The sequence below is a fragment of the Metabacillus litoralis genome, assembly GCF_003667825.1.
GTDB classification, from domain to species: Bacteria; Bacillota; Bacilli; order Bacillales; family Bacillaceae; genus Metabacillus; species Metabacillus litoralis_B.
The window spans coordinates 5,022,213-5,047,154 of sequence record NZ_CP033043.1 but is presented as its reverse complement, the minus strand read 5'-3'; the positions used below and the strand labels follow the sequence as shown (position 1 = coordinate 5,047,154).

At 35.3% G+C, this 24,942-nt stretch carries 26 protein-coding genes and 1 other annotated feature (1 of these 27 cut by a window edge); of the genes, 9 read left to right on the top strand and 17 right to left on the bottom strand.

The window, feature by feature from the left end; genetic code table 11:
• Nucleotides 1–20 precede the first annotated feature (20 nt).
• Together prpE and D9842_RS24690 are read left to right on the top strand one after the other, a co-directional pair.
• Nucleotides 21–755 carry a bis(5'-nucleosyl)-tetraphosphatase PrpE gene (gene prpE / locus D9842_RS24695; RefSeq protein ID WP_121664732.1) on the top strand — a complete coding sequence of 245 codons (735 nt, stop codon included), beginning with the start codon at nt 21–23 and terminating at the stop codon, nt 753–755.
• A gap of 251 nt (nt 756–1,006) precedes the next feature.
• Entirely contained in the window at nt 1,007–1,498 is a 492-nt protein-coding gene (locus D9842_RS24690) for a CBO0543 family protein (RefSeq protein WP_098798682.1), read from the top strand.
• Nucleotides 1,499–1,857: 359 nt separating this feature from the next.
• On the opposite strand, the gene D9842_RS24685 is transcribed toward D9842_RS24690, so the two are convergent.
• The 4 genes from D9842_RS24685 to D9842_RS24670 form a co-directional block, all read right to left on the bottom strand.
• A complete protein-coding gene (locus tag D9842_RS24685) occupies nt 1,858–2,769 on the bottom strand; it encodes an RluA family pseudouridine synthase (RefSeq protein WP_121664731.1) in 912 nt (303 codons plus the stop codon).
• Entirely contained in the window at nt 2,769–3,572 is an 804-nt protein-coding gene (locus tag D9842_RS24680; protein ID WP_098798684.1) for an NAD kinase, read from the bottom strand. The genes D9842_RS24685 and D9842_RS24680 overlap by 1 nt, the downstream gene beginning before the upstream one ends.
• Nucleotides 3,573–3,617: 45 nt before the next feature.
• Nucleotides 3,618–4,247, bottom strand: a complete 630-nt coding sequence (locus tag D9842_RS24675; RefSeq protein WP_098798685.1) for a GTP diphosphokinase — start codon at nt 4,245–4,247, stop codon at nt 3,618–3,620.
• A 115-nt stretch (nt 4,248–4,362) separates the two neighbouring features.
• Entirely contained in the window at nt 4,363–4,740 is a 378-nt protein-coding gene (locus tag D9842_RS24670) for a UPF0738 family protein (protein ID WP_098798686.1), read from the bottom strand.
• Nucleotides 4,741–4,890: 150 nt separating this feature from the next.
• Here D9842_RS24670 and D9842_RS24665 point away from each other — a divergent pair, with 150 nt between their 5' ends.
• From D9842_RS24665 to D9842_RS24650, 4 genes are all read left to right on the top strand, one after another.
• Nucleotides 4,891–5,475 (top strand): CYTH domain-containing protein, encoded by a 585-nt coding sequence (locus D9842_RS24665; RefSeq protein WP_121664730.1) that lies wholly within the window; start codon nt 4,891–4,893, stop codon nt 5,473–5,475.
• Nucleotides 5,476–5,486: 11 nt separating this feature from the next.
• Nucleotides 5,487–6,116, top strand: a complete 630-nt coding sequence (locus D9842_RS24660) for a lytic transglycosylase domain-containing protein (protein WP_373995134.1) — start codon at nt 5,487–5,489, stop codon at nt 6,114–6,116.
• Between the two features lie 304 nt (nt 6,117–6,420).
• Complete coding sequence (locus tag D9842_RS24655; RefSeq protein ID WP_098798688.1) at nt 6,421–6,831, top strand: globin domain-containing protein; 411 nt, start codon at nt 6,421–6,423, stop codon at nt 6,829–6,831.
• Entirely contained in the window at nt 6,818–7,693 is an 876-nt protein-coding gene (locus D9842_RS24650) for a ClpXP adapter SpxH family protein (RefSeq protein WP_098798689.1), read from the top strand. The genes D9842_RS24655 and D9842_RS24650 overlap by 14 nt, the downstream gene beginning before the upstream one ends.
• A gap of 120 nt (nt 7,694–7,813) precedes the next feature.
• Here D9842_RS24650 and D9842_RS24645 read toward each other — a convergent pair whose 3' ends face one another.
• Nucleotides 7,814–8,251, bottom strand: coding sequence for an NUDIX domain-containing protein (locus D9842_RS24645; protein ID WP_121664729.1), 438 nt, complete (start codon nt 8,249–8,251; stop codon nt 7,814–7,816).
• Nucleotides 8,252–9,298: 1,047 nt separating this feature from the next.
• Between D9842_RS24645 and D9842_RS26100 the strand changes: the two genes are divergently transcribed.
• Entirely contained in the window at nt 9,299–9,430 is a 132-nt protein-coding gene (locus tag D9842_RS26100) for a hypothetical protein (protein WP_232273862.1), read from the top strand.
• A 52-nt stretch (nt 9,431–9,482) separates the two neighbouring features.
• Here the strand turns inward: D9842_RS26100 and pepF are convergent, their stop codons facing one another.
• From pepF to mecA, 5 genes are all read right to left on the bottom strand, one after another.
• Entirely contained in the window at nt 9,483–11,309 is a 1,827-nt protein-coding gene (gene pepF / locus D9842_RS24640; RefSeq protein ID WP_121665177.1) for an oligoendopeptidase F, read from the bottom strand.
• A gap of 140 nt (nt 11,310–11,449) precedes the next feature.
• Nucleotides 11,450–11,623: a hypothetical protein gene (locus D9842_RS24635; protein WP_162987558.1), complete on the bottom strand. Its 174-nt coding sequence runs from the start codon at nt 11,621–11,623 to the stop codon at nt 11,450–11,452.
• A 62-nt stretch (nt 11,624–11,685) separates the two neighbouring features.
• Nucleotides 11,686–12,879 carry a competence protein CoiA gene (locus tag D9842_RS24630; protein WP_162987557.1) on the bottom strand — a complete coding sequence of 398 codons (1,194 nt, stop codon included), beginning with the start codon at nt 12,877–12,879 and terminating at the stop codon, nt 11,686–11,688.
• Between the two features lie 124 nt (nt 12,880–13,003).
• Nucleotides 13,004–14,515 (bottom strand): cardiolipin synthase, encoded by a 1,512-nt coding sequence (gene cls, locus D9842_RS24625; protein WP_121664727.1) that lies wholly within the window; start codon nt 14,513–14,515, stop codon nt 13,004–13,006.
• 194 nt (nt 14,516–14,709) lie between these two features.
• The gene (mecA, locus tag D9842_RS24620; RefSeq protein ID WP_098798695.1) at nt 14,710–15,381 is read right to left on the bottom strand and encodes an adaptor protein MecA; all 672 of its coding nucleotides are present in this window, start codon (nt 15,379–15,381) and stop codon (nt 14,710–14,712) included.
• A 551-nt stretch (nt 15,382–15,932) separates the two neighbouring features.
• Here mecA and D9842_RS24615 point away from each other — a divergent pair.
• On the top strand, nt 15,933–16,613 hold the full coding sequence (locus D9842_RS24615) for a TerC family protein (protein ID WP_121664726.1): 681 nt from the start codon (nt 15,933–15,935) through the stop codon (nt 16,611–16,613).
• 64 nt (nt 16,614–16,677) lie between these two features.
• Here D9842_RS24615 and spxA read toward each other — a convergent pair whose 3' ends face one another.
• The 7 genes from spxA to D9842_RS24580 all read right to left on the bottom strand — a co-directional run bounded on the left by spxA (nt 16,678) and on the right by D9842_RS24580 (nt 24,097).
• Complete coding sequence (gene spxA, locus D9842_RS24610; RefSeq protein ID WP_098798697.1) at nt 16,678–17,073, bottom strand: transcriptional regulator SpxA; 396 nt, start codon at nt 17,071–17,073, stop codon at nt 16,678–16,680.
• Between the two features lie 249 nt (nt 17,074–17,322).
• Nucleotides 17,323–17,898 carry a GNAT family N-acetyltransferase gene (locus tag D9842_RS24605; RefSeq protein WP_098798698.1) on the bottom strand — a complete coding sequence of 192 codons (576 nt, stop codon included), beginning with the start codon at nt 17,896–17,898 and terminating at the stop codon, nt 17,323–17,325.
• Between the two features lie 345 nt (nt 17,899–18,243).
• Complete coding sequence (locus D9842_RS24600) at nt 18,244–19,185, bottom strand: ABC transporter ATP-binding protein (protein ID WP_098798699.1); 942 nt, start codon at nt 19,183–19,185, stop codon at nt 18,244–18,246.
• Complete coding sequence (locus D9842_RS24595) at nt 19,186–20,229, bottom strand: ABC transporter ATP-binding protein (RefSeq protein ID WP_098798700.1); 1,044 nt, start codon at nt 20,227–20,229, stop codon at nt 19,186–19,188.
• An 18-nt stretch (nt 20,230–20,247) separates the two neighbouring features.
• Nucleotides 20,248–21,279, bottom strand: coding sequence for an oligopeptide ABC transporter permease (gene opp3C, locus D9842_RS24590; protein ID WP_098798701.1), 1,032 nt, complete (start codon nt 21,277–21,279; stop codon nt 20,248–20,250).
• Nucleotides 21,279–22,208 (bottom strand): oligopeptide ABC transporter permease, encoded by a 930-nt coding sequence (gene opp3b, locus D9842_RS24585; RefSeq protein ID WP_098798702.1) that lies wholly within the window; start codon nt 22,206–22,208, stop codon nt 21,279–21,281. Before opp3b ends, opp3C begins: the two co-directional genes overlap by 1 nt.
• Before the next feature lie 200 nt (nt 22,209–22,408).
• Nucleotides 22,409–24,097: a peptide ABC transporter substrate-binding protein gene (locus D9842_RS24580; protein WP_098798703.1), complete on the bottom strand. Its 1,689-nt coding sequence runs from the start codon at nt 24,095–24,097 to the stop codon at nt 22,409–22,411.
• A 402-nt stretch (nt 24,098–24,499) separates the two neighbouring features.
• Here D9842_RS24580 and D9842_RS24575 point away from each other — a divergent pair, with 402 nt between their 5' ends.
• Nucleotides 24,500–24,859, top strand: a complete 360-nt coding sequence (locus tag D9842_RS24575) for a DUF3899 domain-containing protein (protein ID WP_098798704.1) — start codon at nt 24,500–24,502, stop codon at nt 24,857–24,859.
• 46 nt (nt 24,860–24,905) lie between these two features.
• Nucleotides 24,906–24,942, top strand: a binding site (T-box leader) (it continues 167 nt past the right edge of the window).

Below are 24,942 nucleotides of genomic sequence, written 5' to 3'. Positions count from 1 at the left end.
TTGACAAAGAGGCGATACATATGAAAATTGATGTTATTGGCGATATTCATGGATGTTTTCGTGAATTTGAGGAGCTAACAAAAAAAATGGGCTATGACTGGACAACTGGAATTCCCATTCATCCTAATGATAGAAAGCTTGCATTTGTTGGGGATTTGACCGATCGCGGGCCTGAATCTATAAAAGTAATTGAGATTGTCTACCAGCTTGTTCAAAAAGAAGGCGCACATTATTCTCCTGGCAATCACTGCAATAAGCTGTACCGCTACTTTCTTGGAAACAAAGTTCAAATTACTCACGGTCTTGAAACAACAGTAGCAGAATACGAGGAATTACCACCTAAAAAGAAAGCTGAAGTGAAAAATCAGTTTAAGTTTCTATATGAAGCAGCACCTCTTTATCAAATTCTTGATAACGGAAAGCTAATTGTTACTCACGCTGGAATTAGGGAAGATTATATCGGAAAAAGTTCAAATGCCGTTAAAACCTTTGTTTTATATGGAGATATTACTGGTAAAAAGAACCCTGATGGAACACCTGAACGTCGTGATTGGGCTCAACATTACCAAGGAAAGGCAATGATTGTTTATGGTCATACTCCTATTAAAGAGCCTAAACGAGCCAATCGAACGATTAATATTGACACTGGAGCGGTGTTTGGTAACAAGCTTACAGCATATCGTTACCCGGAAGATGAAGTGATCTCTGTTGAATCAAGCCTTCCTTATGATGAGTCACGGTTTCGGGAAAAGTAAAACGGATGAATGGCACAAAATTTTAATACCTATTTTTTATAGAAAAAAAGCTTCATCAATTAAGGGAAGTAATCCGATACTGTTGATAAAACCTAAAATATCAGTTGAATGATCATATAGCATGACAAATAACATATGTAAAACGCTTGGGTGTAATACCCAAGCGTTCTGTTTTTGATATCGTCTTGTTCAACTAAAACATATCATAAACGATTTGAAAAAGGGAAAGATGATAAATGGAGGTGTAAACATTGAGTAAAGAAAGGAATATCCCATACTATCTATTAAACAACAGCACTATAATTGGGTTAGTTCTATTACCCTTTGCCATCGTAAAACGTTCATTTAAAGATTGGGTAATTGTTTATCTAGTAAGCATTATAGGTAATTACTTTGCTGATAGTTATTTGGTATCAAAAGGGTATATAAAATACAAAAATAAGCTTTTTAAAAATGTTAAAATCCATTTACCTTTTGACTATATTCATTATCCCTTGTTGTTACTTTACTACAACCAATGGACACTTAACAGCAGACCAATTGGTATTTTTTTAAAAGCAATCATATTAATAACCCCTCAAATCATCTTAGAAACTTTAGCCGAAAGAAAAACAAAATTAATAAGATGGAAAAAAGGGTGGAGTTGGTATCACTCATTTCTAAGCATGATATTAAAACTGTTACTCTGCAGAAGTATCATTGCAATTATTAGAATAATAAACAAAGGGAAGATTTCTGTTTAATAAATAGAGAACCACTTTATTTTCTCCTTTGTTTTTTCAAACATGGACAAGGACAACCTATTCCCCTTCTCTCACTAACCTGCCGTTAGTTCAAGAACATTCCTTCATAAGCTCTAAAATTAATTTAACATAAAATCACAATGACAAAACTGATACAATAAAAATTCAACGTTGCAAATGGCAAAGCTATTAGCAAGTGACAACAGCTATTGTCGCGTTATATCGGTTGTGATTTTGTGTATGCAAATTCGAGTGTGTATATCTTATATCGTTGTTATATAGGTAAAAACGACTACAGACCAAATCTACGCGATTTGGTCTGTTAACTATTTTATGCTTCTTTCAACCGAAAAACGGACCTACTTACGCTTAAGATGAATCCTTTTCGCTAATTTCTCCATATCTTCCGGAAGTTTCGCTTGAAAACAAAGATCTTTTTCTAACAAGGGATGCCAAAATGATAGCTCTGAGCTATGTAAGGCTTGCCTATTAATATCTAGTTGATTTCCACCGTATAACGTGTCTCCACATAAGGGATGTCCTATTGATGAAAGGTGAACCCGAATTTGATGAGTTCTCCCCGTTTCTAACACTAACTTTACATGTGTTCTATCTTTGTAGGAGCGAAGCACTTGAAAATGTGTGACAGCACTCTGGCCATCGTCACATACCTCTCTCTCAATAATACTGTCTTTTTTTCGTCCAATAGGACTTGATATCGTTCCTTTTTGCTCCTCCATCACCCCATGCACAAAAGCTTCATACGAACGATGAATACTTTTACTTTTTTGCATATCTGAAAACAACGAATGAGCAAAACGATGCTTCGCAATTAACATCAACCCAGAGGTATCCTTATCCAAACGATTTACGATATGAATGGTGGAAGGAATATGATGCTCCTCATAATAATGAATTAATCCATTTGCTAATGTTCCCCTTACATGATCTCTCGATGGAATTGATGGTACAAAAGGAGGTTTATTAATAACCAAACAATGCGAATCTTCATATACGATGCTAAAGGGAACTTGATCTGCCACAAGTCCTGCCCCCTTTTCTTCCTTTGGAAAAATCACGGTTAAAAGATCATCTTTTTTTAACTGATATCGAACTGTAACATGACGATCATTCACGAGGATCTCTCCGCCATGAAATTTTATATCCGTTAAAGCTCGCTTTGATATTTTTTTCTCTTTCACAAAATCTAAAACGAGCTTCCCATCATCTTTTGATGTTATTTTCCACTCTAATTGAAATGTTGACTCCATTAACGATCTGTATCTCCAACAAAAGAATCACGAACTCTTTTCCAGAAAGGAAATGGCTTAAAGCGGGCAAAACGTACGTTTTCATTTGCCACACGACATTGAATTGATTTCACATCTTTATGTAACAGAGTAAGATGATCGATTGTAATTTGAAAGTCAACATCATTAACAGGTTTCAGCATACATGTATGATGTTCAGGCAAAATTAACGGCGAACCGATTGTACGGAAAACACGATTGTTGATAGAAGCCATTTCCGCCAACTGAATGGCACGTAAAGAAGGATGTAAAATTGCCCCACCTAATGCTTTATTGTAGGCTGTACTGCCTGATGGTGTAGAAATGCATAAGCCATCACCACGGAATGTTTCAAACATTTGCCCTTTAATCTCAACGTTCATGACAAGTGTTCCTTCAATACTTTTCACTGTACATTCATTAAGCGCTAGATACCTAGCCTCTCTTCCCCCGTCATTATGACGAATAATAACCTCTAAAATCGGGTATTCAACAATTTGATACGGCGTTTTAGCAATAGCAATCACAAGCTTTTCAATTTCTTCTGGAACCCAATCAGCATAAAACCCAAGATGCCCTGTATGCACCCCAATAAAGGCAGTTTTGTCTAATCTGCTTCGATAGCGATGAAAGGCGTATAAAAGGGTACCATCACCACCTACAGAAATAACAATATCCGGCTGATCTTCATCGTAATCCAGTTGAAAATCCAATAAGTAGGTTTTCATTTTTTGCATGATTGAATTAGAAACCGGATCTCCCTTGGATGATATGGCAAATTTCATAAAAATTACCCCTTTATCGTTTAAATTTAAAATCTCTGTTCGATTTTATTTTTTGTCCGTCTTTCGTGAGAAAATAGCTTGGGCTTCTTGGATTTCCCCTCTAATTTGGGACATCTCCTCATCAAGTGAATATGCTGCTTCTGCTGCCCTTTTTAATCTTACTTTAATATTATCAGGAATATTTCCGCTATATTTATAATTTAATGAGTGTTCAATTGTCGCCCAAAAATTCATTGATAATGTTCTAATTTGGATTTCAACAAGTAATTTCTTTTCCCCAGATATTGTTTGTACCGGGTATTTTGCAACAAGGTGATAAGAACGATATCCACTATCTTTTTGTGAGGTAATATAATCTCGTTCCTCAATGATCTCCAAATCATTTCTGCTTTTTAACATATTTACAACAAAACGAATATCATCAACAAATTGACACATCATTCGAATTCCCGCGATATCTTGTAGACCTTCCTCTATGTTCTCAAGGCTAATGTTTTTCCGCTTCGCTTTATCTAAAATACTGGCAATCGGCTTCACGCGACCAGTTACAAATTCAATTGGTGAATGTGAATGTTCAAGTTCATATTGCGAGCGTATTCCTCGTAATTTCACCTTTAATTCCTCAACTGCTTGGTTATAAGGAGCCAAAAATGACTTCCATTGTTCACCTTCCATATGCATCCCCCTAACACGACCACCTGTTGCTGTTCCAATAGACATGTTCATATCCATTAAAGAACTAAGTTATTGAAATAAAGCCTAAGAGCCTCACCAACGTGTAAACGCTAGACTATGCTAAAGCAAAAATCTCAACAACTTTGTTTTCCATTTCTTCACCATAGTTTGCATTATCTTTGATGTTCTCTAACAAATAACTTAATTCATCTATAAGGTTAACTAGCTCAATCTGCTCATTGCTTAATTTTAGTTCTATCTTTATCTCTTTATCCAATGCTTCCTTTAAGTGTGGCCAAATACTGTCAGGTAAACTAGCATAGACAAATTCATCACCAGACTCTAATATGTAAATAAACGCTAGATGATCCGAATCAACAAGCATTTGTCCTTTCGCTTCTACATCCTGTAGTGAAGTTGGAGTTTCTGTTGCTTCTAATATAAGTATGTTGTTTTCTAATGTTGCTTTATTTAATTCGATTCTAGTATTCATAACTATCTCCTTCCATTACAATCCAAGATTATTTTACCATATTAAAAAGTCACTTGATAACATTGCGGTCTATTTAAATTCAAGAGATAATAGAAAGAGATCGTTTTTTGTCTTACGCTAAACTATTTGATAAGAGAGGTCTATCCTAAAATGTCACAAGAAATTGAAATAGAATTTAAGAATCTTCTAACAAAAGATGAATATTACAAAATAAAAGAAACATTTAAAATAGAGGAACATGATTTTTTCGAGCAAGAAAATCATTATTTTGATACACCTGAATTTTCGTTAAAAGCACTCGGAGTAGCTTTGCGAATAAGAAGAAAGCAAAATAAATTTGTTATGACTTTAAAAGAACCTGCTACAGTTGGCTTACTCGAAACACATCAAACATTATCAGACGAAATGGCTGATAGCATGATGAAAACTGGTGAACTCGTAAATGGCGAAGTTGTTGATCGTCTGCTTCAATTAGACATAGATGTTAACAAAATAACTTATTTTGGTTCTTTATCAACACGCCGTGCAGAAATAAATTTTCAAAATGGTTTAATAGTTTTAGATCACAGCCGATATTTAACAGTAGAGGATTATGAGCTTGAATATGAAGCAAAAGATGAAGAAATCGGAAAAAAGGTCTTCCATCAACTTCTGCATGACCTTAACATTCCAATTAGACTAACAAAAAATAAGATTCGCCGTTTTTATGAACAAAAATATAGTGAGATGGGGTAAGAATCTTGGATATTAAAGCAAGATATTATAAAACAATGCTTGAACTACAGGCATTGCAAAATTTCAATACAACACCAACCCAAACAAAAGATTCAACCTTTGATACAACTTTTCAGGATTTATTAAAATCTTTTATTAATCCCTCAACTTCAAGTGCAACACCAAATAATTCATCTGTTTTAGCAGATTTGCCTAGAATGATCTTAAACTCACCAGTTGTAACAAAAACAACTTCTGTTAAGGAAACATCAGGGCCGATTGCATCTGGCTCTATCGACGAGATTATTCGCCAGGCTGCCACCAAGTACGGAGTAGATGAGAAATTAATTCGTGCGGTTATCAAGCAGGAATCCGGATTTAATCCTACTGCCAAAAGCTACGCTGGTGCAATGGGACTTATGCAATTAATGCCGGCTACTGCCCGCTCTCTTGGTGTAAATGATCCTTACGATGCGGCGCAAAACGTTGAAGGTGGAACAAAATATTTAAAACAGATGCTATCGAGATATAACGGAGATGTAAAACTTGCACTAGCTGCCTATAACGCAGGACCTGGGAACGTTGATAAGTATGGCGGTATACCTCCTTTTAAAGAAACACAAAATTATGTTCGTAAAATCACTTCTACTTTTCATGTATAATGTTTAAAAGAGGCTCTGTTGAGTCTCTTTTTTGTTTTTAGAACTGTTCTAGACCCCTTTAAATAAACACATACAATAACTCCAATAACATACAATAATGGTAAATATCCCATTATGAGAGCGGTTTGTTTGAGATATATAGAAGTGCTTGTTAAAATGAATTTACATAACGCAAGCTGAAATAGTCATATTATCCTAATAGCTGTGACATTCTTTACTATCTAAATATTCTTCTATTCATTTTCCAAAAACAAACTTTGCGTTTATTACAATAACATTAGCAATTTGAAAAGGAGATATCAACGTGACGAATCAAAATCTAACACCCTATGAGGCGATAGGAGCAGAAACTCTTTCGCAGCTTGTTGATGCCTTTTATGGACACGTACAAAAACATCCGTTATTGTCTCCCATTTTTCCAGATGATTTAACTGAAACAGCACGAAAGCAAAAGCAATTTCTCACACAGTACTTAGGTGGCCCTCAAGAATACACCGAGGAACATGGCCATCCGATGCTCAGAGCAAGACATCTTCCTTTTGAAATCACACCTTCAAGAGCAAAAGCATGGATTGCTTGTATGGAGAAAGCAATGAAGGAAGTTCAACTCGAGGGGGAAGTAAAGGACTTTCTATTGCATCGCTTAAAACTTACTGCTGAACATATGGTGAACTCACCGGACAGTAAAGAGGGACATCTTGATGGGACATCATGAGAATAAAAACATCTCCCTCTTTTTCTCACATTGTAGCGGTCACCCTGATAAGCCATTGGAAATTTATATGTTTGTTGACCCTTTATGCCCTGAATGCTGGGCATTGGAACCAATCATAAAAAAGTTACAAATAGAATACGGACGCCTTTTCACGCTAAAATATATTATTAGTGGCCGTCTTGCAACACTAAACGTTTCAAAAAGAAAAAAACCTGAAAAGCTTGCACAGGCTTGGGAAAAAACAGGCAGTCGTACAGGAATGTCATGTGATGGAAATGTGTGGCTGAAAAATCCATTATCAAGTCCATACACAGCTTCACTAGCGATAAAATCAGCTGAACTTCAAGGACGAAAAGCAGGTCTTAAATTTATGAGGAAGCTGCAGGAAGTACTATTTATTGAAAGTCAAAATGTCTCAGATGAAGAAATTTTAATTGGAATCGCAAAAGATGTCGGACTTGACGTCAATGAATTCAGAAAAGATCTTCATTCAGAAAGCTCAGCAAAGGCTTTGCAATGTGACTTGAAAATCACTTCTGAAATGGATGTCCAGGAAATCCCTACACTTGCTTTTTTCAGTGAAGAGGTAGAAAGAGAAGGCTTAAAAATAACAGGCATTTATACGTATGATTTATATGTTCAAGTCTTAAAAGAAATGGTGGGCGATGATATTAAGCCTTCACACACCCCTCCATTAGAAGCATTCCTAGCTCACTACCAATTTGTTGCCACTGCTGAAATAGCATCGGTATATAATATGACAATAGCTGATGTTGAAAAAACATTAAAAAAATTAGTTCTATCTCAAACTGTTGAAAAGGTACAAGCAAAACACGGTACTTTCTGGAGATATATAGGGTAATAAAAAGGAATGGTATGACGCCATTCCTTTTCTTTGCGTCTGTTGTTGATGGAGCTGAACTTTTACAGGGGCAAACAATTGGTGAAATGACGCTTCTGCGTAAGAGAATTGAGCCCGGGATTATCTAATGAATGCAGCCTCCTGTTTTTCCAGAGCATCTATTAACCAGTTAGGGTGCATATTTAGTAATCCGTTTGGCAAATTAGAAGGTGGAAAGAACTTTATTTCTAAGGATTCTGACTCGTTTACTTCAAGCTCACCACCAGATATAGCCGCTGAAAAATAGGTGGTGATAAAATGAACCACTCGCCCATCTGGATAGTGAAAAACCTGTGAAGCTGGATCAGAATAAACGCCAATGAGCTTATCAACTTCAATATGTAAGCCTGTTTCCTCAAGTACTTCGCGTTTCGCAGCAGCCTCCACCGTCTCACCAGGCTCTACATGACCCGAAGGAATTCCCCATAACCCAACATCTCGTCGTTTTTGCAAAAGCACTCGACCTTTTTCGTCAAAAATAATCACAGCAACTGCAGGATGTATACTTGTTACTTCCATTGTTACGAGCTCCCTTCTCTCTTAAAACCTGATTTGATTTGATACTACTAGAATAGCAGAGTTATATGAGAGCTGGCGAGGGTGAAATGAGGGGGAGGGTGTGCAAGGAGGCCGTTACTTTATAAGGAGAATGCTCATATTTTTATGTATTTCATGGATTTGTTTACGATATAGGGTTTATTTCTATTAAAATATAGAAGGTAAAGAGTGATTTCCCTCTAATTAGTTGATTGTTTTGGGTCTTAACCGCAATTTTAGTAGGTTTATCCGCGGGTCTTGAGGTCTTATCTTCGGTTTTGAATGGTTTATCTCCTATTTTGAGTGGTTTATCTTCGATTCTTGAACCTTTATCTTCGATTTTGGACGGTTTATCTTCGATTCTTAGACTTTTATCTTCGATTGTGAATGTTATCTCCGATTCTTGAACCTTATCTTCGATTTTGAACGGTTTATCTCCGATTTTTAGACTTTTATCTTCGATTGCGAATGTTATCTCCGATTCTTGAACCTTTATCTTCGATTTTGAACGGTTTATCTCCGATTCCTGAACCTTTATCTTCGATTTTAAACGGTTTATCTTCGATTCTTGAATTTATCTACGATTTTAAACGGTTTATCTTCGATTCCTGAACCTTTATCTTCGATTTCAAACAGTTTATCTCCGATTCTTATTTTCGAGGCAAAATAAAAAGACCCCATACAAAGTAAAGGGTCTTCTTTTTATGTCTTAACGACAACAAAGGGGATGGGAGAAATTTTTCACGGTCAAACAAAGGGGTAAATGTTTGTTTGTGATTAATTTCACATCTATAATATATCAAAATATGTCGACTATTGACAAGTGCGATACTTCTTTTTCACAAAAATGTCACAAAACCTATTATCTTAGAATAATTTCTACTTATATTGTTTTGTGCTTAAAAAGAACTCGTCTCAACTTAATGGATAATGTAGAAGATAAAAACATATACAATAATAAATAGAAAATAGACAAGGAGGATATATGTGAAGCTAAGATGGATTGTATTGCTCACAGTGCTTACGATTATGTTATTCTTCATTAATGTATTAGGGTTCATGAATCTTGTCCCTCTTTATATCACATCTCCATTATTATTGATCTCAATTTTTGTTACACTTTATTTTATTAATCATAGGAAAACGTTTAGAGGCTTTTAATGGAAAAAGGAATGTGCACATAAATGGCACATTCCTTTTTCATGTAGCTTATTTATTGTTTAACCTTAGCCAATAGCTCTTCCATTTCATTTAATTTCTCTTCAAACACTTTACATGCTTCTTCAATTGGTGCTGAAGATGTCATATCAACACCGGCTTTCTTTAAAACTTCAATTGGGTAATCTGAGCTTCCTGCTTTTAGGAATTCTAAGTAACGATCAACTGCAGGTTGACCTTCTTCTAAAATCTGGTTACTTAGAGCTGTTGCAGCACTGTAGCCTGTAGCATATTGATACACATAATAATTGTAGTAGAAATGTGGAATTCTAGCCCACTCTAAGCCGATTTCTTCATCTACAACAATGTCATCACCAAAATACTTTTTGTTCAGATCATAATAAGTTTTAGTTAGTAATTCAGGTGTTAACGACTCACCTTCTTGTGCCTTTTGATGAATAATATGCTCAAACTCAGCAAACATTGTTTGACGGAAAACAGTTCCTCTAAATCCTTCAAGGAAGTGGTTTAGTAAGTACAAACGTTTTTTCTCATCATCAATTGTATTTAGAAGGTAGTGATTTAATAAAGCTTCATTAGCCGTTGATGCAACCTCCGCTACGAAAATGGAGTAATTTCCATATGGATATGGTTGCTCTTTGCGCGTATAGTAACTGTGAACAGAGTGTCCAAACTCATGCGCAAGTGTAAATAAATTATTTACATTGTCCTGCCAATTCATGAGGATGTATGGATTTGTTCCATATGCTCCTGATGAGTAGGCACCGCTTCTTTTTCCTTTATTTTCATGAACATCAACCCAGCGGTTTTCAAAGCCTTCTTCTAAAATCGAGATATATTCATCACCAAGTGGCTGAAGTCCTTTTAGAATATAATCTTTTGCTTCATCATAGGTAACGTCCATTTTGACGTCCTTAATAAGAGGTGTATAAAGATCATACATATGAACTTCATCAAGGTTTAGTACCTCTTTACGAAGCTTCACATAGCGCTGAAGAAGATCTAAATGATCATGAATGGTACTAACTAGGTTTTCATAAACAGATTCAGGTATGTTATCACTGCTTAATGCAGCTTGTCTTGCAGATTCATAATTTCTTACCTTTGCACTGAAATTATCTTTCTTAACGGTTCCACTTAATGTACTAGCAAATGTATTCTTAAAATCACCATACGTTTTATATACGGCTTTAAATGCCTCTTCACGTACTCTACGGTCTTCGCTTTCTAAAAAGCGGATATAGCGGCCATGAGTAATTTCAACCTCTTCTCCGTTTTCATCTTTAATTGTCGGGAATGTTAAATCGGCATTGTTCAGCATTCCGAATGTATTACTTGCAGCGCCTAAGACATCTGATGCTTCTGCTAATAGCTCTTCTTTTTCAGCAGAAAGAACATGTGGACGTTGGCGATTGATTTCATCAAGAGCATGTTCATACAGCTTCAGTTCTTCTTTTTCTTCTAAAAATTGCTTTATCTTCTCTTCATCAATTGAAAGAATTTCAGGAACAATGTAAGAGCTTAAACTAGAAGCCTGTGTATATAAGCTTTTTGCACGATCATCTAGTGCCTGGTATTTGGAGTTTGTTGTGTCCTGGTCGTATCTCATATGTGCGTATGTATAAAGCTTTCCTAAACGCTCCATTACACCATCTTGATAAGAAAGTGCTTCATAGAGTGTATTGGCACTTTCACTTAGTTTTCCTTTGAATTCAGCCAACTTAGGTAAAGCTGCTTGTATTTCTTTGTACTCTTTTTCCCAAGCTTCATCTGTTTCAAAAATGTCCTCAAGTCTCCACGTGTCTTCTGTTTTTATTTCATTTCTAGAAGGTAATTTTTTCACTGCCGCTTGTTCTGACATACCATTTCCCCCTTTTAAATTAATGGCGTATGCGGAGCTTGTATTCATTGAGCTCATGAGTGTTAATGCCGTCATAATTGATAGCATTTTTTTCTTGTTCATACCCATCCCTCCCGAAGTTTTTTCTCCGCATGAGCCAATTAAAAATCTTTCCCAATATAATCGAAAGGATTTTCAGATGGATATGTTTGATTGTTACTACCTCTATCTTCACCCTGTGTAGCTTCTTTTGTCAAATAGTAAGCAGCTGCACCTACTCCAAGCATAGATGCCATAAATAAAACTGGATTACGTTTACGCTTTTTATTAAACATATGATCACCTCTTGTTGTTAATATCTCCCTTTTAATGTGTTCAAAAAAATAATTGCTATACATCATCCTCGTTTTAGCTCTTTCATTAACTCTTCATCCTGGTTTAGTAATTCATCAATAGTTGTTACCCAATTAGTTGTCTGCTGTTTTATATATATATGGTGTTCTACCTTAGTGATAAAAGATAACTCTGAGAGCTTTTCAAGGTATTCATAAATAACTTGGGAATAGTGTACATTTATTTGTGGCAGAACCCGAACCGAGAGTAATCGATCTTTTACCTTTTTTTTGGTTCTTTCATAAATATAATGAAAAGTAAAGGTAGAGTTTAAAGGTACTTCATCAATAAACGTCATCACCCATCCTTGCCATACAAAGACAGGTGATTCTATTAAGTAGTTGAATTTAAGGGGTAGAAATGCGTGTGATGGAAGATAAAGAAGAGAAGTGTGCTTTGTTTGATATAGGAATTGATTTAGAGTACTGGCTTGCTTCGTAGTAAATGGAAAAGGCTTTAAGCGAAAAGTTCTAACTTTATGAAACCAATTTTCATAAAAATTTATGGGACAAAACTGCGGTTTTATTAACTGCGTAAACGATATTGTTTCTTTAGGAATAATTGACTGGTTGGCAAAAACAACTTGAGAAGAAAATGGGATGATAGTTCTTATAATGATAAACGCTTTTATATTAGAACAATAGGCATAGATCATAAGTGAGCCATCTTCCATTTTACTTGTAAAACGCCATTGAAACTGTGAGAGTTGAAATGATCTTTCTCCTGTTCTTTTGAGTAACTTCCCACCTAGAATCCAGAGAAAAGGAATGTTTGCTTTTTTATACATAACAGATCTCTTTTGAAGTATGTTTAAGTCAATTGGTGAGCATTGATATTCTATTGCTAGGGTTTGTTGATGATCGTTGATTAAAAGGTCTGGACGCTGCTTAATATCCGTTATAAAAGGTTCTAGTTCCACATGTATAACATTTTCATCTATTTGAAGCCAATCATATAACTCAAGCTTTCCTCTCATATGATACTGACTTTCAGGTCCTCCCTTACTAGACGGACAGTCAGAGTGCTTTTTATGAGCAAAGTGTGCTGATATGATTGAACCAATTTTTAAATCTAATTCGTTCTGACATTGAGGGCAAATAAAAGTGCTGTTTTCTCTTATCTTTCTTAACCTTTCAATTGTCCACTTTTTCTCTGCTACATTAAGTTGATTACCTCTCTGATCATTCGCTACAAACAAAAGCTTCCTCTCCTTTTTCTTTTTATTATCCACATAAAGAGAAATAGGACAAATCGTGAAAATTAAATTTTAGATCATAAAAAAAAGAAAAAGCGCTGACCAATTAGGCAGCACTTCTTTCTAACTATAATAATGGCGACATAAGGCGTGCCGCTGATTCAAAAAGCTTTATAGCAAAAGACCGCTTCGCAAACTCTTCCATAATGATTTCTCTCGATTGATCAATATCATTCATATAGGCATCTACAAGTTTTTGTGTACTTCCAGTTCTATATAGAAATGCATTTACCTCGAAATTCAGGTGAAAGCTTCTCATGTCCATGTTCGCTGTTCCAATGGATGCAAGTTCATAGTCAACAATAACAATTTTACTGTGTAAAAATCCTTTTTTATACTCGTATACTTTAACACCTGCATCTAGTAGCTCTGGGAAATAAGATCTTGAAGCATGGTAAACAATCTTTTTATCGGGACGTTCAGGTACTAGCAGTCTTACGTCAATTCCGCTCAGTGCAGCCACCTTTAAAGCGGTTAGAATATCTTCATCGGGAATAAAATATGGAGATGCGATCCAGATTGACTCTTTGGCAGAAATAATCATCGAGAAGAATAAATTTTTAATAACATCCCACTTATTATCAGGACCACCGGCAATTAACTGAACTCCACCCGTTTCTTCCAAATCATCAGAGTTAGAGCTTAAGTAAGATTGAAACAACAGCTTTTTGTCTGTCATATAATACCAATCCTGCAAAAAGATCATTTGTAGAGTTCGAACAGCTTCACCCTTAATTAAAAGGTGGGTGTCACGCCAATATCCAAAGTAAGTATCCTTACCTAAGTATTCATCGCCAACATTTAAACCACCGACAAAACCCACTTCCCCATCTATAACAATAATTTTTCGATGGTTACGAAAATTAATTTTATTATTCAAAAAAGGAATCCGAACAGGCAGAAAAGGAACCATTTCAATCCCAGCTTTCCCCATACTTCTAATGTATTCCTTGGAAAGCTTCCAACTTCCAACCGCATCATATAAAAACCTAACTTCAACACCCTCTCGAGCTTTTTCAATTAAAAGGTTTTTCAATTCATTTCCGACCTGATCATGACGGACAATATAATACTCAAGATGAATATGATGCTTGGCTTTTTTCAACTCACGAAAGATATGATCAAATGTTTCAATACCATCTGTTAAAGCCTTTGTTTTTGTAGCAAATGATATAGGACTATGTCCTAAACGATGGGCTAGTTTAAACAATAATTGCTGATGATTACCCATTCGATTGATTTTATCTTGATATGAATGATGGTTACCCTCAATTTCTAAAAATGCTTTTTCATCCAACAGCGCTTTTTTATCAAATAGACGTCTTTTCCTTATATTTCTTCCAAAAAATAAATAAAAGAAAAATCCAACTAATGGAAAACCACCTAAAACAACCAACCATGTAATAGTATGAGACGGATGTCTATTTTCAAGGAAGATCACAACACATATAAAGATAATTGAGAGTGTAAAAAGAACACTTACAGAACCAACAATCCAATCTCCCCAAAGACTTTTCGTTATTAAGATAATGGAAGCAATTAATGTGACAAATAATAGTATTCTGAATGTAAACTTCATTAGCTTCACCTGACTTATTTTTAGTCTTACTTCCCTTCATTCAAAAAAACGAAACATTGAGTCATCCTTTTGTCTTCACATGTCTCACTATTTTGTTACTTCAGCCTTGTTTTTACCCAAGAAAAGAACATATTTTTTACAATGAATAAAAAAAACCGATTTACATGAAATCGGTCTCTCCCAACTTTGATCTATTATGAAAAATGTTTTCTTATCACATTTAATGCATAGTCTTTTGCAATTAAGTTACCATATTCCTCAAGTCGATGAATGGTTACTCTTGATTCTTGTCCATATTCAAGTAGAATACTTAATGTATTCTCAATTTCCTCATCACTCACTTCGTCTTCAAACTCAACAAATAAATAGTAATTTTGGTCGAGTGAGAATAAGTGATTCGTCATTCCTGAAAGAGATGAATACTTAGACAAAGAAATAATATTTTCTAAATCATTAAACTTTAAGACAAACTGAAGCTGTTGTTCCAATTCTTCAATTTGATCTTCCTGTGAATCATTCGACTTATTAAAATGATGATCTAACAATGATTCTATATTTTCATCCACCGGGATTTCTTTAAGTTTATCGTCAGAAATAGGAAGCTCTAGCTTTTGTCCGTCTTTAGACACTTGAGCTTTCGTTACGATTACCTCAAGCCCTTTATCTAGTGCTTGAACTTGGATCCAAAGTGGACCTTCAACCATAAATTCTTCTTCTTCATGAACTTCATCCATCATTTCCCAGAAAAGTTCCTCACTTCGATCACGGTTATACCAGATTTCATCGCGATCAAAACCACGCTCTTCTATATCTAAATATGAGATATAAAACTTTACAGTATTCTCGTTTATACGTTCAATCTCCATTACTCAACCTTCCCTTCTATATAAGATGTTGAAGGGACAACCCCCCTCAGGGTAGTTGTACTTTACTACACTTTACCCAAATTTTCAACTATTTAACCGTGGGTAAAAGGAAAGTGTAAATATCCTCCAAAAAAAGCTAGAAAATCTTCACACTAGTGCTTTAGAACCTTCAATTATGAAAGAATCTTGTACTCCTATTTTATGATAAAAAGTACTTAAATGAAATAAAAAAACTCCGAATTTTCAAAAACAGTTATTTTACCTATATGATTCTACAAGCATATCTTATGAATGTTTTCATATAATTGTACGAGCATTAGAAAAGCGAAAGGCGCTAAGTTTTCGGCGACAAGCATAAGGGGAATAGGAATGGAAGGTGTTCTCTGCCTTCAATTCCTATTTGACTTATGACCTCGAGGCAGTCAAAAACGCAACGTCAATCGCAATGACTGCTCTTGCACGTCCTGTGCTTCGACGATGGCGCCTGAAGCTAGACACCAAAAAAAATTACAAACTTCTATACTTTTTCTGCTGAAAAGAGGGTATTAACTATGGAACAAGATTTTCTTTTATCACTTCTCATGATCATAGGCATCGATCTAGTACTTGGTGCTGACAACGCTGTAGTCATTGCTTTAGCCTGTCGTAACTTACCCGTTTTGCAACGAAATAAAGCAATCATTTTAGGAACCATGCTCGCAATTGTATTTCGAATTTTCATTACTTTAATAGCTGTTTATTTGTTGAAAATACCTTTTTTACAACTGGTTGGCGGGGTTTTCCTACTTTATATTGCCTACAATTTGATTGCAGGTAAAGAAGATGACACAAGCAAAATCAAAAGTCATCCGTCACTATGGAGAGCCATCAAAACAATCGTTATTGCTGATTTATTAATGGGATTTGATAATGTTTTAGCAGTTGCTGGAGCAGCACAGGGTCATATGTTACTAGTAGCAATGGGGTTATTTATTTCAATACCTATTATTATTTGGGGAAGTAAAATAATCCTCGTCCTATTAACAAAGTATCCATTCCTTGTTTATATTGGTGGCGGTCTGCTTGCCTTTACTTCAGGGAAAATGATTGTAGAAGAACCGAAACTACAGGGAATCTTCTATTCACACCCAATGCTTGAAATGAGCATACCTTATATGACAGCCTCATTTATTATATTAGCAGGTGTTCTGTACCACCAAATGATCAACTTTCAGACTGCTCGCAGGGATTAACAAAGATTCACTAAATAATATAACAAACAAAGAGGCAAATGATTTGCCTCTTCAGTTTTCATATTTAATTAACTAAGCGCTGTGCTTCTTGTAGTTGATATGTGCGAACACGGCGTGGAAGAAAACGACGGATTTCATCTTCATTATATCCAACTTGTAATCTCTTCTCATCGATTATAATCGGACGGCGAAGAAGTCCTGGATTTTCTTGAATTAAATTATATAAATCTTGTAAAGGCATAGTTTCTAAGTTGATATTTAGCTTTTGAAAGATTTTAGAACGAGTAGAAATAATTTCATCCGTTCCATCCTCTGTCATTCTTAAAATTTCTTTAATTTCTTGAATGCTTAAAGGCTCAGAAAAAATATTTCTTTCAACATATGCAATTTCGTGCTCTTCTAACCATGCTTTTGCTTTTCTACATGAAGTACAACTAGGTGATGTATACAATGTAACCATGAACATTCACTCCTCTAAATATAGAATGAGTTAAAACTAAAACGTCTATATAATTAAAATTACTTTAAATAAGAATTACTAAATTGATTATACTATAAAAAAGTAAGTATGGATATAGATATTACGTTAAAAGTATGACAAAACGATTACAATCCTTAAAAAAGCTAGGAAAACTCTTGATATGTAGTGACTTAATATGGATAAGTTGTAATTATATCCATCCATATAAGTCAGAAAACCCATTCTCAATTAACTTAACTCATCGAAAATGTTATGTTTATTTTCCTCATCCATTGATAATACTTCATGAACAGGTTGATAAGATTCACCATATAATTCTTTATCTTTAAATGTATGAATAAGTTTATATGTTCTTTGCATTGCCTGAAATATTGTTTCCTCTGATTCATCATTTGGAGCCCAGTAAAGAATCTCTAATTTATTTACTTCATTTGTTGCAAGAGATCTTCTTTCATATCCGATTGTATTAGCATGTTTAAACCCTTGTCTTTGATAAAACTTAAGCCTTTTTGCTGTATCGGTATCTTCATAATTCACCGGTTCAACTTCGAGGATAATTGGTTTGTTTTTTTTCTTTAATTTATCAATTAGTTTGCTGCCTAGACCTTCTCCTCTTGCATCTTTTGATACAAATAGGTAATCAATGAAGATAAAATCATCTAGCTCAGCATACATCAAGACATGCTTTTTTCCTTCATCTTTATGGTAAATGTCACCTTTTTCTTCTAGTAAGGCCTCTATGTGATCTTTAGACTTCATCTCTTCGATGGGAAAATACTGATTTAACTTTTCATACCAGTTCATTTTTCTGCTCCTATCACCATTTAATAAATTCTCCCATAATTATCTATACCCTTCTTTTTTTTTATTAAACATATAAATAGTAGAACCTAACCTTCTGTACCCCTTTGTTAGTGTATGCATTTATGTAGATTTCGAATATAGGAAAAAATTTTTTAGCGAATGATTGGTTGATTTGTACTTATTGAAGATTAAAGGACCAGCAAATCAATTCCATGTGGTTTAATTCAAGGACAAACCTTCATATAAACAAAAAGAGACCATCAAACAGTCTACAATTTGATGGTCTTTTCATGTTACATTATTGTGCCCTAGATAACGTATCCTACCTAGGCAGTCTCTCGATTATTATTTAGTACCATTTTCTTTTTGGTATTTTTCAAATTCAGCTTTTGAACACATAACAAAGTGTCCTGGCTTTACTTCTCTGAATTCAACTTCTTCGTCAGGTTTATAATTGTGCTGACTTGGGTCATAGGTTTTTCTCACACGAGTGCGTTCATAATCTGGATCCGGTAGAGGGATTGCAGATAATAAAGACTGTGTGTAAGGATGAATTGGGTTATTATATAGCTCATCAGCTGTTGCTAGCTCAACTAGTCTACCGAAATACATAACCCCAATACGGTCGCTTATATATTTAACCATTGATAAATCATGGGCAATAAATAAGTATGTTAATCCTTTATCCTTTTGAAGCTTTTTCATTAAGTTTACAACCTGAGCTTGAATAGATACGTCCAAAGCAGAGATCGGCTCATCGGCAATGATGAAATCAGGATCAACTGCTAGAGCGCGAGCAATTCCGATACGCTGACGTTGTCCACCACTGAATTCATGTGGATAACGGTTAGCATGCTCACGGTTTAAACCAACCGTTTCTAAAAGCTCGTAAACCTTTTCCATACGCTCTTTTTTCGTTTTAGCAAGACCATGAATGTCAATTCCTTCAGCAATAACATCAGAAACTTTCATACGTGGATTTAACGATGCATATGGATCTTGGAAAATCATCTGCATTTTACGGTTAAAAGCTTTTAATTCTTCTTTTGATTTCTTTCCATGAACGTTGACGCCATCATAAAGAACCTCTCCACCAGTCGCATCGTACAATCGAATAATTGTACGACCTGTTGTAGATTTTCCACAACCGGATTCCCCTACAAGACCAAGTGTTTCTCCTTTATAAATATCAAAAGAGATATTATCAACAGCCTTTACTTCATTCGGCTTATCAACATTAAAATATTGCTTCAAATTCTTAATTTCAAGTAATTTCTTTTCTGCCATTTATTTTCCCTCCTTGTTTCCAGGGAACTGACGTCTACGGCGTTGAACAGCTATAGGTGGCTCAACTTTAGGCGCATCTGGGTGCAACAACCATGTTGCAGCATAATGTGTAGGTGATACTTGATACATCGGTGGCTGTTGTTCTAAATCAATTTGCATAGCATATTCATTACGAGCAGCAAATGCATCACCAACAGGTGGATTTAAAAGGTCAGGTGGTGTACCTGGGATTGCATATAATTCTGCGTCTTCTGAATCAAGACTTGGCATTGAACTGATAAGTCCCCATGTGTATGGATGCTGTGGATTATAAAATACTTCATCCACTGTCCCAATCTCCACAATTTTTCCTCCATACATTACAGCCACTCGGTCAGCAACATTTGCTACTACACCAAGGTCATGAGTGATGAAAACTATGGACGTATCAATTTTCTTTTGAAGATCCTTCATTAATTCAAGTATTTGTGCTTGAATTGTAACATCTAGAGCAGTTGTCGGCTCATCGGCAATCAAAACCTTTGGATTACAAGCTAGAGCAATTGCAATTACTACCCTTTGTCTCATACCACCTGAAAATTGGTGAGGATATTGGTTGAAACGCTCTTCTGGTTGCGGAATTCCTACTAAACGTAATAAATCTATTGCACGTTCTCTTGCTGCCGATTTACTTAGGTTTTGGTGCTTTGTAATCGGCTCCACAATTTGTTTTCCAACCTTCATTGTTGGATTTAACGATGTCATTGGATCTTGAAAGATCATTGAAATATCTTTACCACGAATTTTTTGCATTGCTTTATTAGGAAGCTTTGCTAAATCTTTTCCATCAAATAAAATTTCACCTTTTTTAATTTCTGAATTAGATTCAGGTAAAAGGCGCATAATTGATTTTGTTGTAACTGATTTTCCTGATCCGGATTCACCAACGATTGCAAGAGTTTCCCCTTTGAATAGGTCAAAGTTTACACCTCGAATCGCCTGAACCTCTCCTCCAAATGTGTGGAAGGAAATGTGTAGATCCTTCACTTCTAATATTTTTTCCATGAACTATTCACCTACCTTTTAGTCGCGCATTTTTGGATCTAATGCATCACGTAGTCCGTCAGCAATCATGTTGAAACATACCATAATTAAACTGATGACAATCGCTGGGAACAACATTTGATAAGGATATAAACGTAATGTTCTAAAACCAGAATCAATTAATGTTCCTAAAGATGCTAAAGGATCTTGTAATCCCAATCCAATAAAGCTTAAGAATGCTTCAAAAAAGATTGCACTTGGAATCGTAAACATTGTATTGATAATAATGACTCCCACTAAGTTAGGAAGTAAATGTTTTAAAATGATTTTTGAATGACCGGCACCTAATGTACGTGATGCTAAAACGAACTCTTGGTTCTTAAACTTAAGAACTTGACCACGAACAACCCTCGCCATACCTACCCAACCTGTAATGGTCAAGGCAATTGTAATCGATACTATACCTGGTTCGAGCACTATGATCATCAAGATAACAACAACGAGGTTCGGAATACCTACTAATATCTCAATTATACGTTGCATAACAGTATCAACTTTGCCGCCAAAGTAACCCGAAATGGCACCATAAGCGACACCAATAATCATATCAATCACTGCAGCTAATACAGCAATATATAATGATACTTGAGTACCCTTCCAAACACGCGTGAAAATATCACGCCCAAGGCTATCTGTTCCAAACCAATAATATTCTTCTGTTGCATTCTTTAATTCATATGCGTTGTATTCTTCGCCATTCTTTTTTGTAAGTGTACCATCAAAAGGAAGCCAGCTAATATCTTCTAGGCCTTGTACTCTTGGTGGTAAGTTTGCATGTGTTGCAGTTTGAGTACTGTAATCATAATCATTTAAGAAAGGTCCAACTAAAGAAAGAATAGTTAACAAGATAAGTACAACCAAGCTTATAATAGCGGCAGTATTTTTTCTTACACGTAACCATGCATCCTGCCAATAAGTCAAACTGGGCTTTGAAATTTCTTCACTAGCTGAAGCATCAATATTAGCGGGTTGAAACAATTCTTTTGAAATTTCTTTTTCATGCTGTGACATTACTTCTTACCTCCCGCTAAACGAATTCGTGGATCAATTAGACCGTACAATAAGTCAACAACTAAGATAACGACAATAAACAATGCAGCGAATAAAATGGTTGTTCCCATAATAACTGGGTAGTCATTAACGTTAACTGATTTAACAAATTGTTCCCCTAATCCAGGAATACCAAAGATTTGTTCAATTACTAATGATCCTGTCATTAAACTTACTGTTAATGGCCCTAATACTGTAATAACAGGAATTAACGCATTACGTAAACCATGTTTAAAGGCAACCTCGAAAGCGGAAGCTCCTTTTGCTTTAGCAAGGGTAATATAATCAGAACCTAAAACCTCAATCATTTCTGTTCTCATGAAACGAGCAGCAATTGAAATCGGGAACATGGATAAAGCAATCGTAGGTAGAACTGTATATTCTGGCCCACGCCAGAAAGCTACAGGAAACCACCCTAATTTAACTCCGATATAATATTGAAGTAAACCAGCAAATACGAAAGAAGGAATCGACTTACCTATAACGGCTATAAATGTAGCGCTATAATCAACCCATGTATTTTGGCGGAGCGCCCCAATTACTCCAAGAATAATACCAATAATTGTTCCAAATAGCATAGCCTGGAAACCTAATAAAGCAGATGGTCCAATACGATCCATTAAAATATCTGTTACATTGGCATTATTGAATTGGAAAGATACACCTAAATCACCTTTTGCTAAATTTGCCATATACGTTAAGTACTGTACCGGCACAGGCTCATCCAATCCATACTTGTCTTTCATGATTGTTAACTGTGCTTCTGATAACTTACCTGCATTAGTAAAGGGAGTACCAGGGATTAATTTCATGAGGAAAAAAGTAAATGTGGCAATTAAAATCAGGGTAACGAGCATATAAAATACACGCTGGGAAATATACTTAACCATCAATAAGCACCTCCTAAGAAAACTAAATTTTCAACATTTTTCGACAATTCTTATACAGGGAAAAAGAGAGTATATCACCTATACTCTCTTCAACCCGTTAAATTATACCGACTTTAGGCCTTTTCGTAAACTATAAGACACCGACTCCCCAGGTGGTATTTTCACCCATTAAGAAAGAAGTATAGTATTACTGGATAAAATTATTTAATTTTAACCCACTTATAGCTGTACTCAGGACCAATAAAGTGATATGTGAAGCCTTCTACTTTATCTGCTACAAGAACGTTTGATGAACGTTGGTAAACCGGTGCAAGTGCTGCATCTTCTTCAAGAAGAATTTTCTCTGCTTGTTGAAGTGCTTCAAAGCGCTTAGCAGGCTCAGTAGCATAAGTGTATTGAGCATCTTCTAACAATTTGTCATATTGCTCGTTAGAATACGCCATTTTGTTGTTTCCACCTTCAGTGATCCATAAATCAGAGAAAGAAATCGCATCTTGATAGTCTGGACCCCATCCAGCAAATTGTAAATCATAATCCATTTTCACGTCACGGTCTAAACGTACGCTGAATGGAACAGATTGAACATCAACAGTTAAACCTGGAAGGTTTTTCTCTAATTGATCTTTAATATAAGCATCTGTTTTCTTAGAAGTTTCAGTGTCTCCACCAAGGTATACTAATTCAACAGAGTCAGTACCAAGTTCTTTTAAACCTTGCTCCCAAAGCTTTTTAGCTTCTTCAACATTGTAAGTTAAAAGATCGCCATTTGCTTCACGGAAATCTTCACCAGTGTCAGGGTGGTTAACGAAACCAGCTGGAACTGCATAGTTTGCAGGTACAGAACCGTTATTTAAAATGCTTGTTGCTAAATCTTCTTTGTTAAACGCAGTTGCAATCGCACGACGAATGTTTTCGTTTGCTAATGCTTCATTTTGTTGATTCATTTTGATCCAGAAGATTGTTGGCTCTAACCATTTAACAAGGTTAGGGTCACCTTCATATTGTGGTACGATATCTGATGCTAATTTACCAGTGATATCTGCTTCGCCAGTTTCGTAAGCGTTAGCAGAAGCTTGTGGATCTTTTAATACGTTGTATTGAATTGTTTCTAAAGATACTGTTTCAGCATCCCAATACTCAGTATTTTTTTCCATTGTCCATTCTGTAGCAGTTGTTCCACCCCAGTTTGTCATAACAAATGGACCATTATAAACTAATGTATCTTGAGAAGTTGCATATTTATCGCCTTGCTCCTCAACAAACTTTCTGTTTTGAGGATAGAAAGTACCAAATGCCATTAAAGATTCGAAATATGGTACTGGTTTTTCTAGAGTAATTTCAAGAGTTTTTTCGTCAATAGCTTTAACACCTAAAGTGTTAAGATCTACTTCTTTACCTGCCGCAGCAGCTTCAGTAATTTCTTTTGCTCCTTTGATTTTTCCTTCCATCATGTAAGGACCATAAGGAGAAGCAGTTGCTGGGTCAATCGCACGTTGCCATGCAAATACGAAGTCATCTGCCGTAACAGCATCTCCGTTTGACCATTTAGCATCTTTTAATTTAACAGTGTAAACAAGTCCATCTTCACTTACTTCAGGCTCACCATCAGCCATACCAGGAACAGGATTTTGATCTTGGTCTAAACGGTATAACCCTTCCATAGTATTAGCTAAAGCTGTAAAACTCGCAGAGTCTTGTGCCATAACGCTATCCATAGATGGAATTTCAGATGTTTCTAAAACCTTTAGTTCTTGCGCTACTGTTTCTTCAGCCGTATCTTTGTCGCCTTCAGTCTCAGTAGTTGTGTCACCACCGCCGTTACATGCTGCTAAGAACATGCTAAGTACTAGCGATAATGCTAAAAGTAGAAAAAATTTCGACTTTTTCACAAATTTGACCTCCCTTTTTTTAATACAAGTTTGCTTTACAGAGATTATTATACAAGTATTCAAACAATTGTGCATTTACTTTTTTAATAAAATTTACAGAAATGCAATAATAGTAAAGAAAATCGAATAAAAAATAGGTACATATACCTATGTATTTCACAAGAATTTTCTTAATCTTTTTAACATTTTTTGTAACAACACTTTAACGCGTTGACTTGTAAAGGGTTACATTATCTCACACACTTTTTTGGAGAATGTGTAAATTTTTTAATTTAACTTTTAACATTTTTCATGAAAATTTCTACTAATACTTTGTCTACTATAATAATTTCTCGACTTTTTCCCTTCCCCCTTTCTTCTGATATAATAATCGTTATGAAATTGTAGAAAAGAGTGAAGAACATGCCCGATAAAAAATCGTTTACGCTTGTTATTGTGTCTTTAATTTTGTCAATCTTACTATCGTTTTTTATTTACCAGAAATTGACGTTGCTTTCATTTATTAATATTTCTTTTTTCTTTGGAGCTGGCTTGCTTTTTATTGCCTTCTTAACACTTACTGTTAAAGGGGGATTCTTTGATGGAATAACATATGGATTTAGAAGAATGTTTGTATCAAAAGGAAAAGAATTATCAAAGCAAGAGGTAGATGAAATGACTCCTGTTTCGGAGCTGCTCACATTTAACCACTCCCCGTTTTTAATTAGTGGGATTATCGTAACTGTGATTATGACCCTAGCAACAATCCTTTATTATTTATAGAAACCATTTGCAAAGAAGAAAATCTTTACTTATAATAAGAAAAAAATAATTGGCTTTGAAAAAGAGTAGTACATATTAGGAGC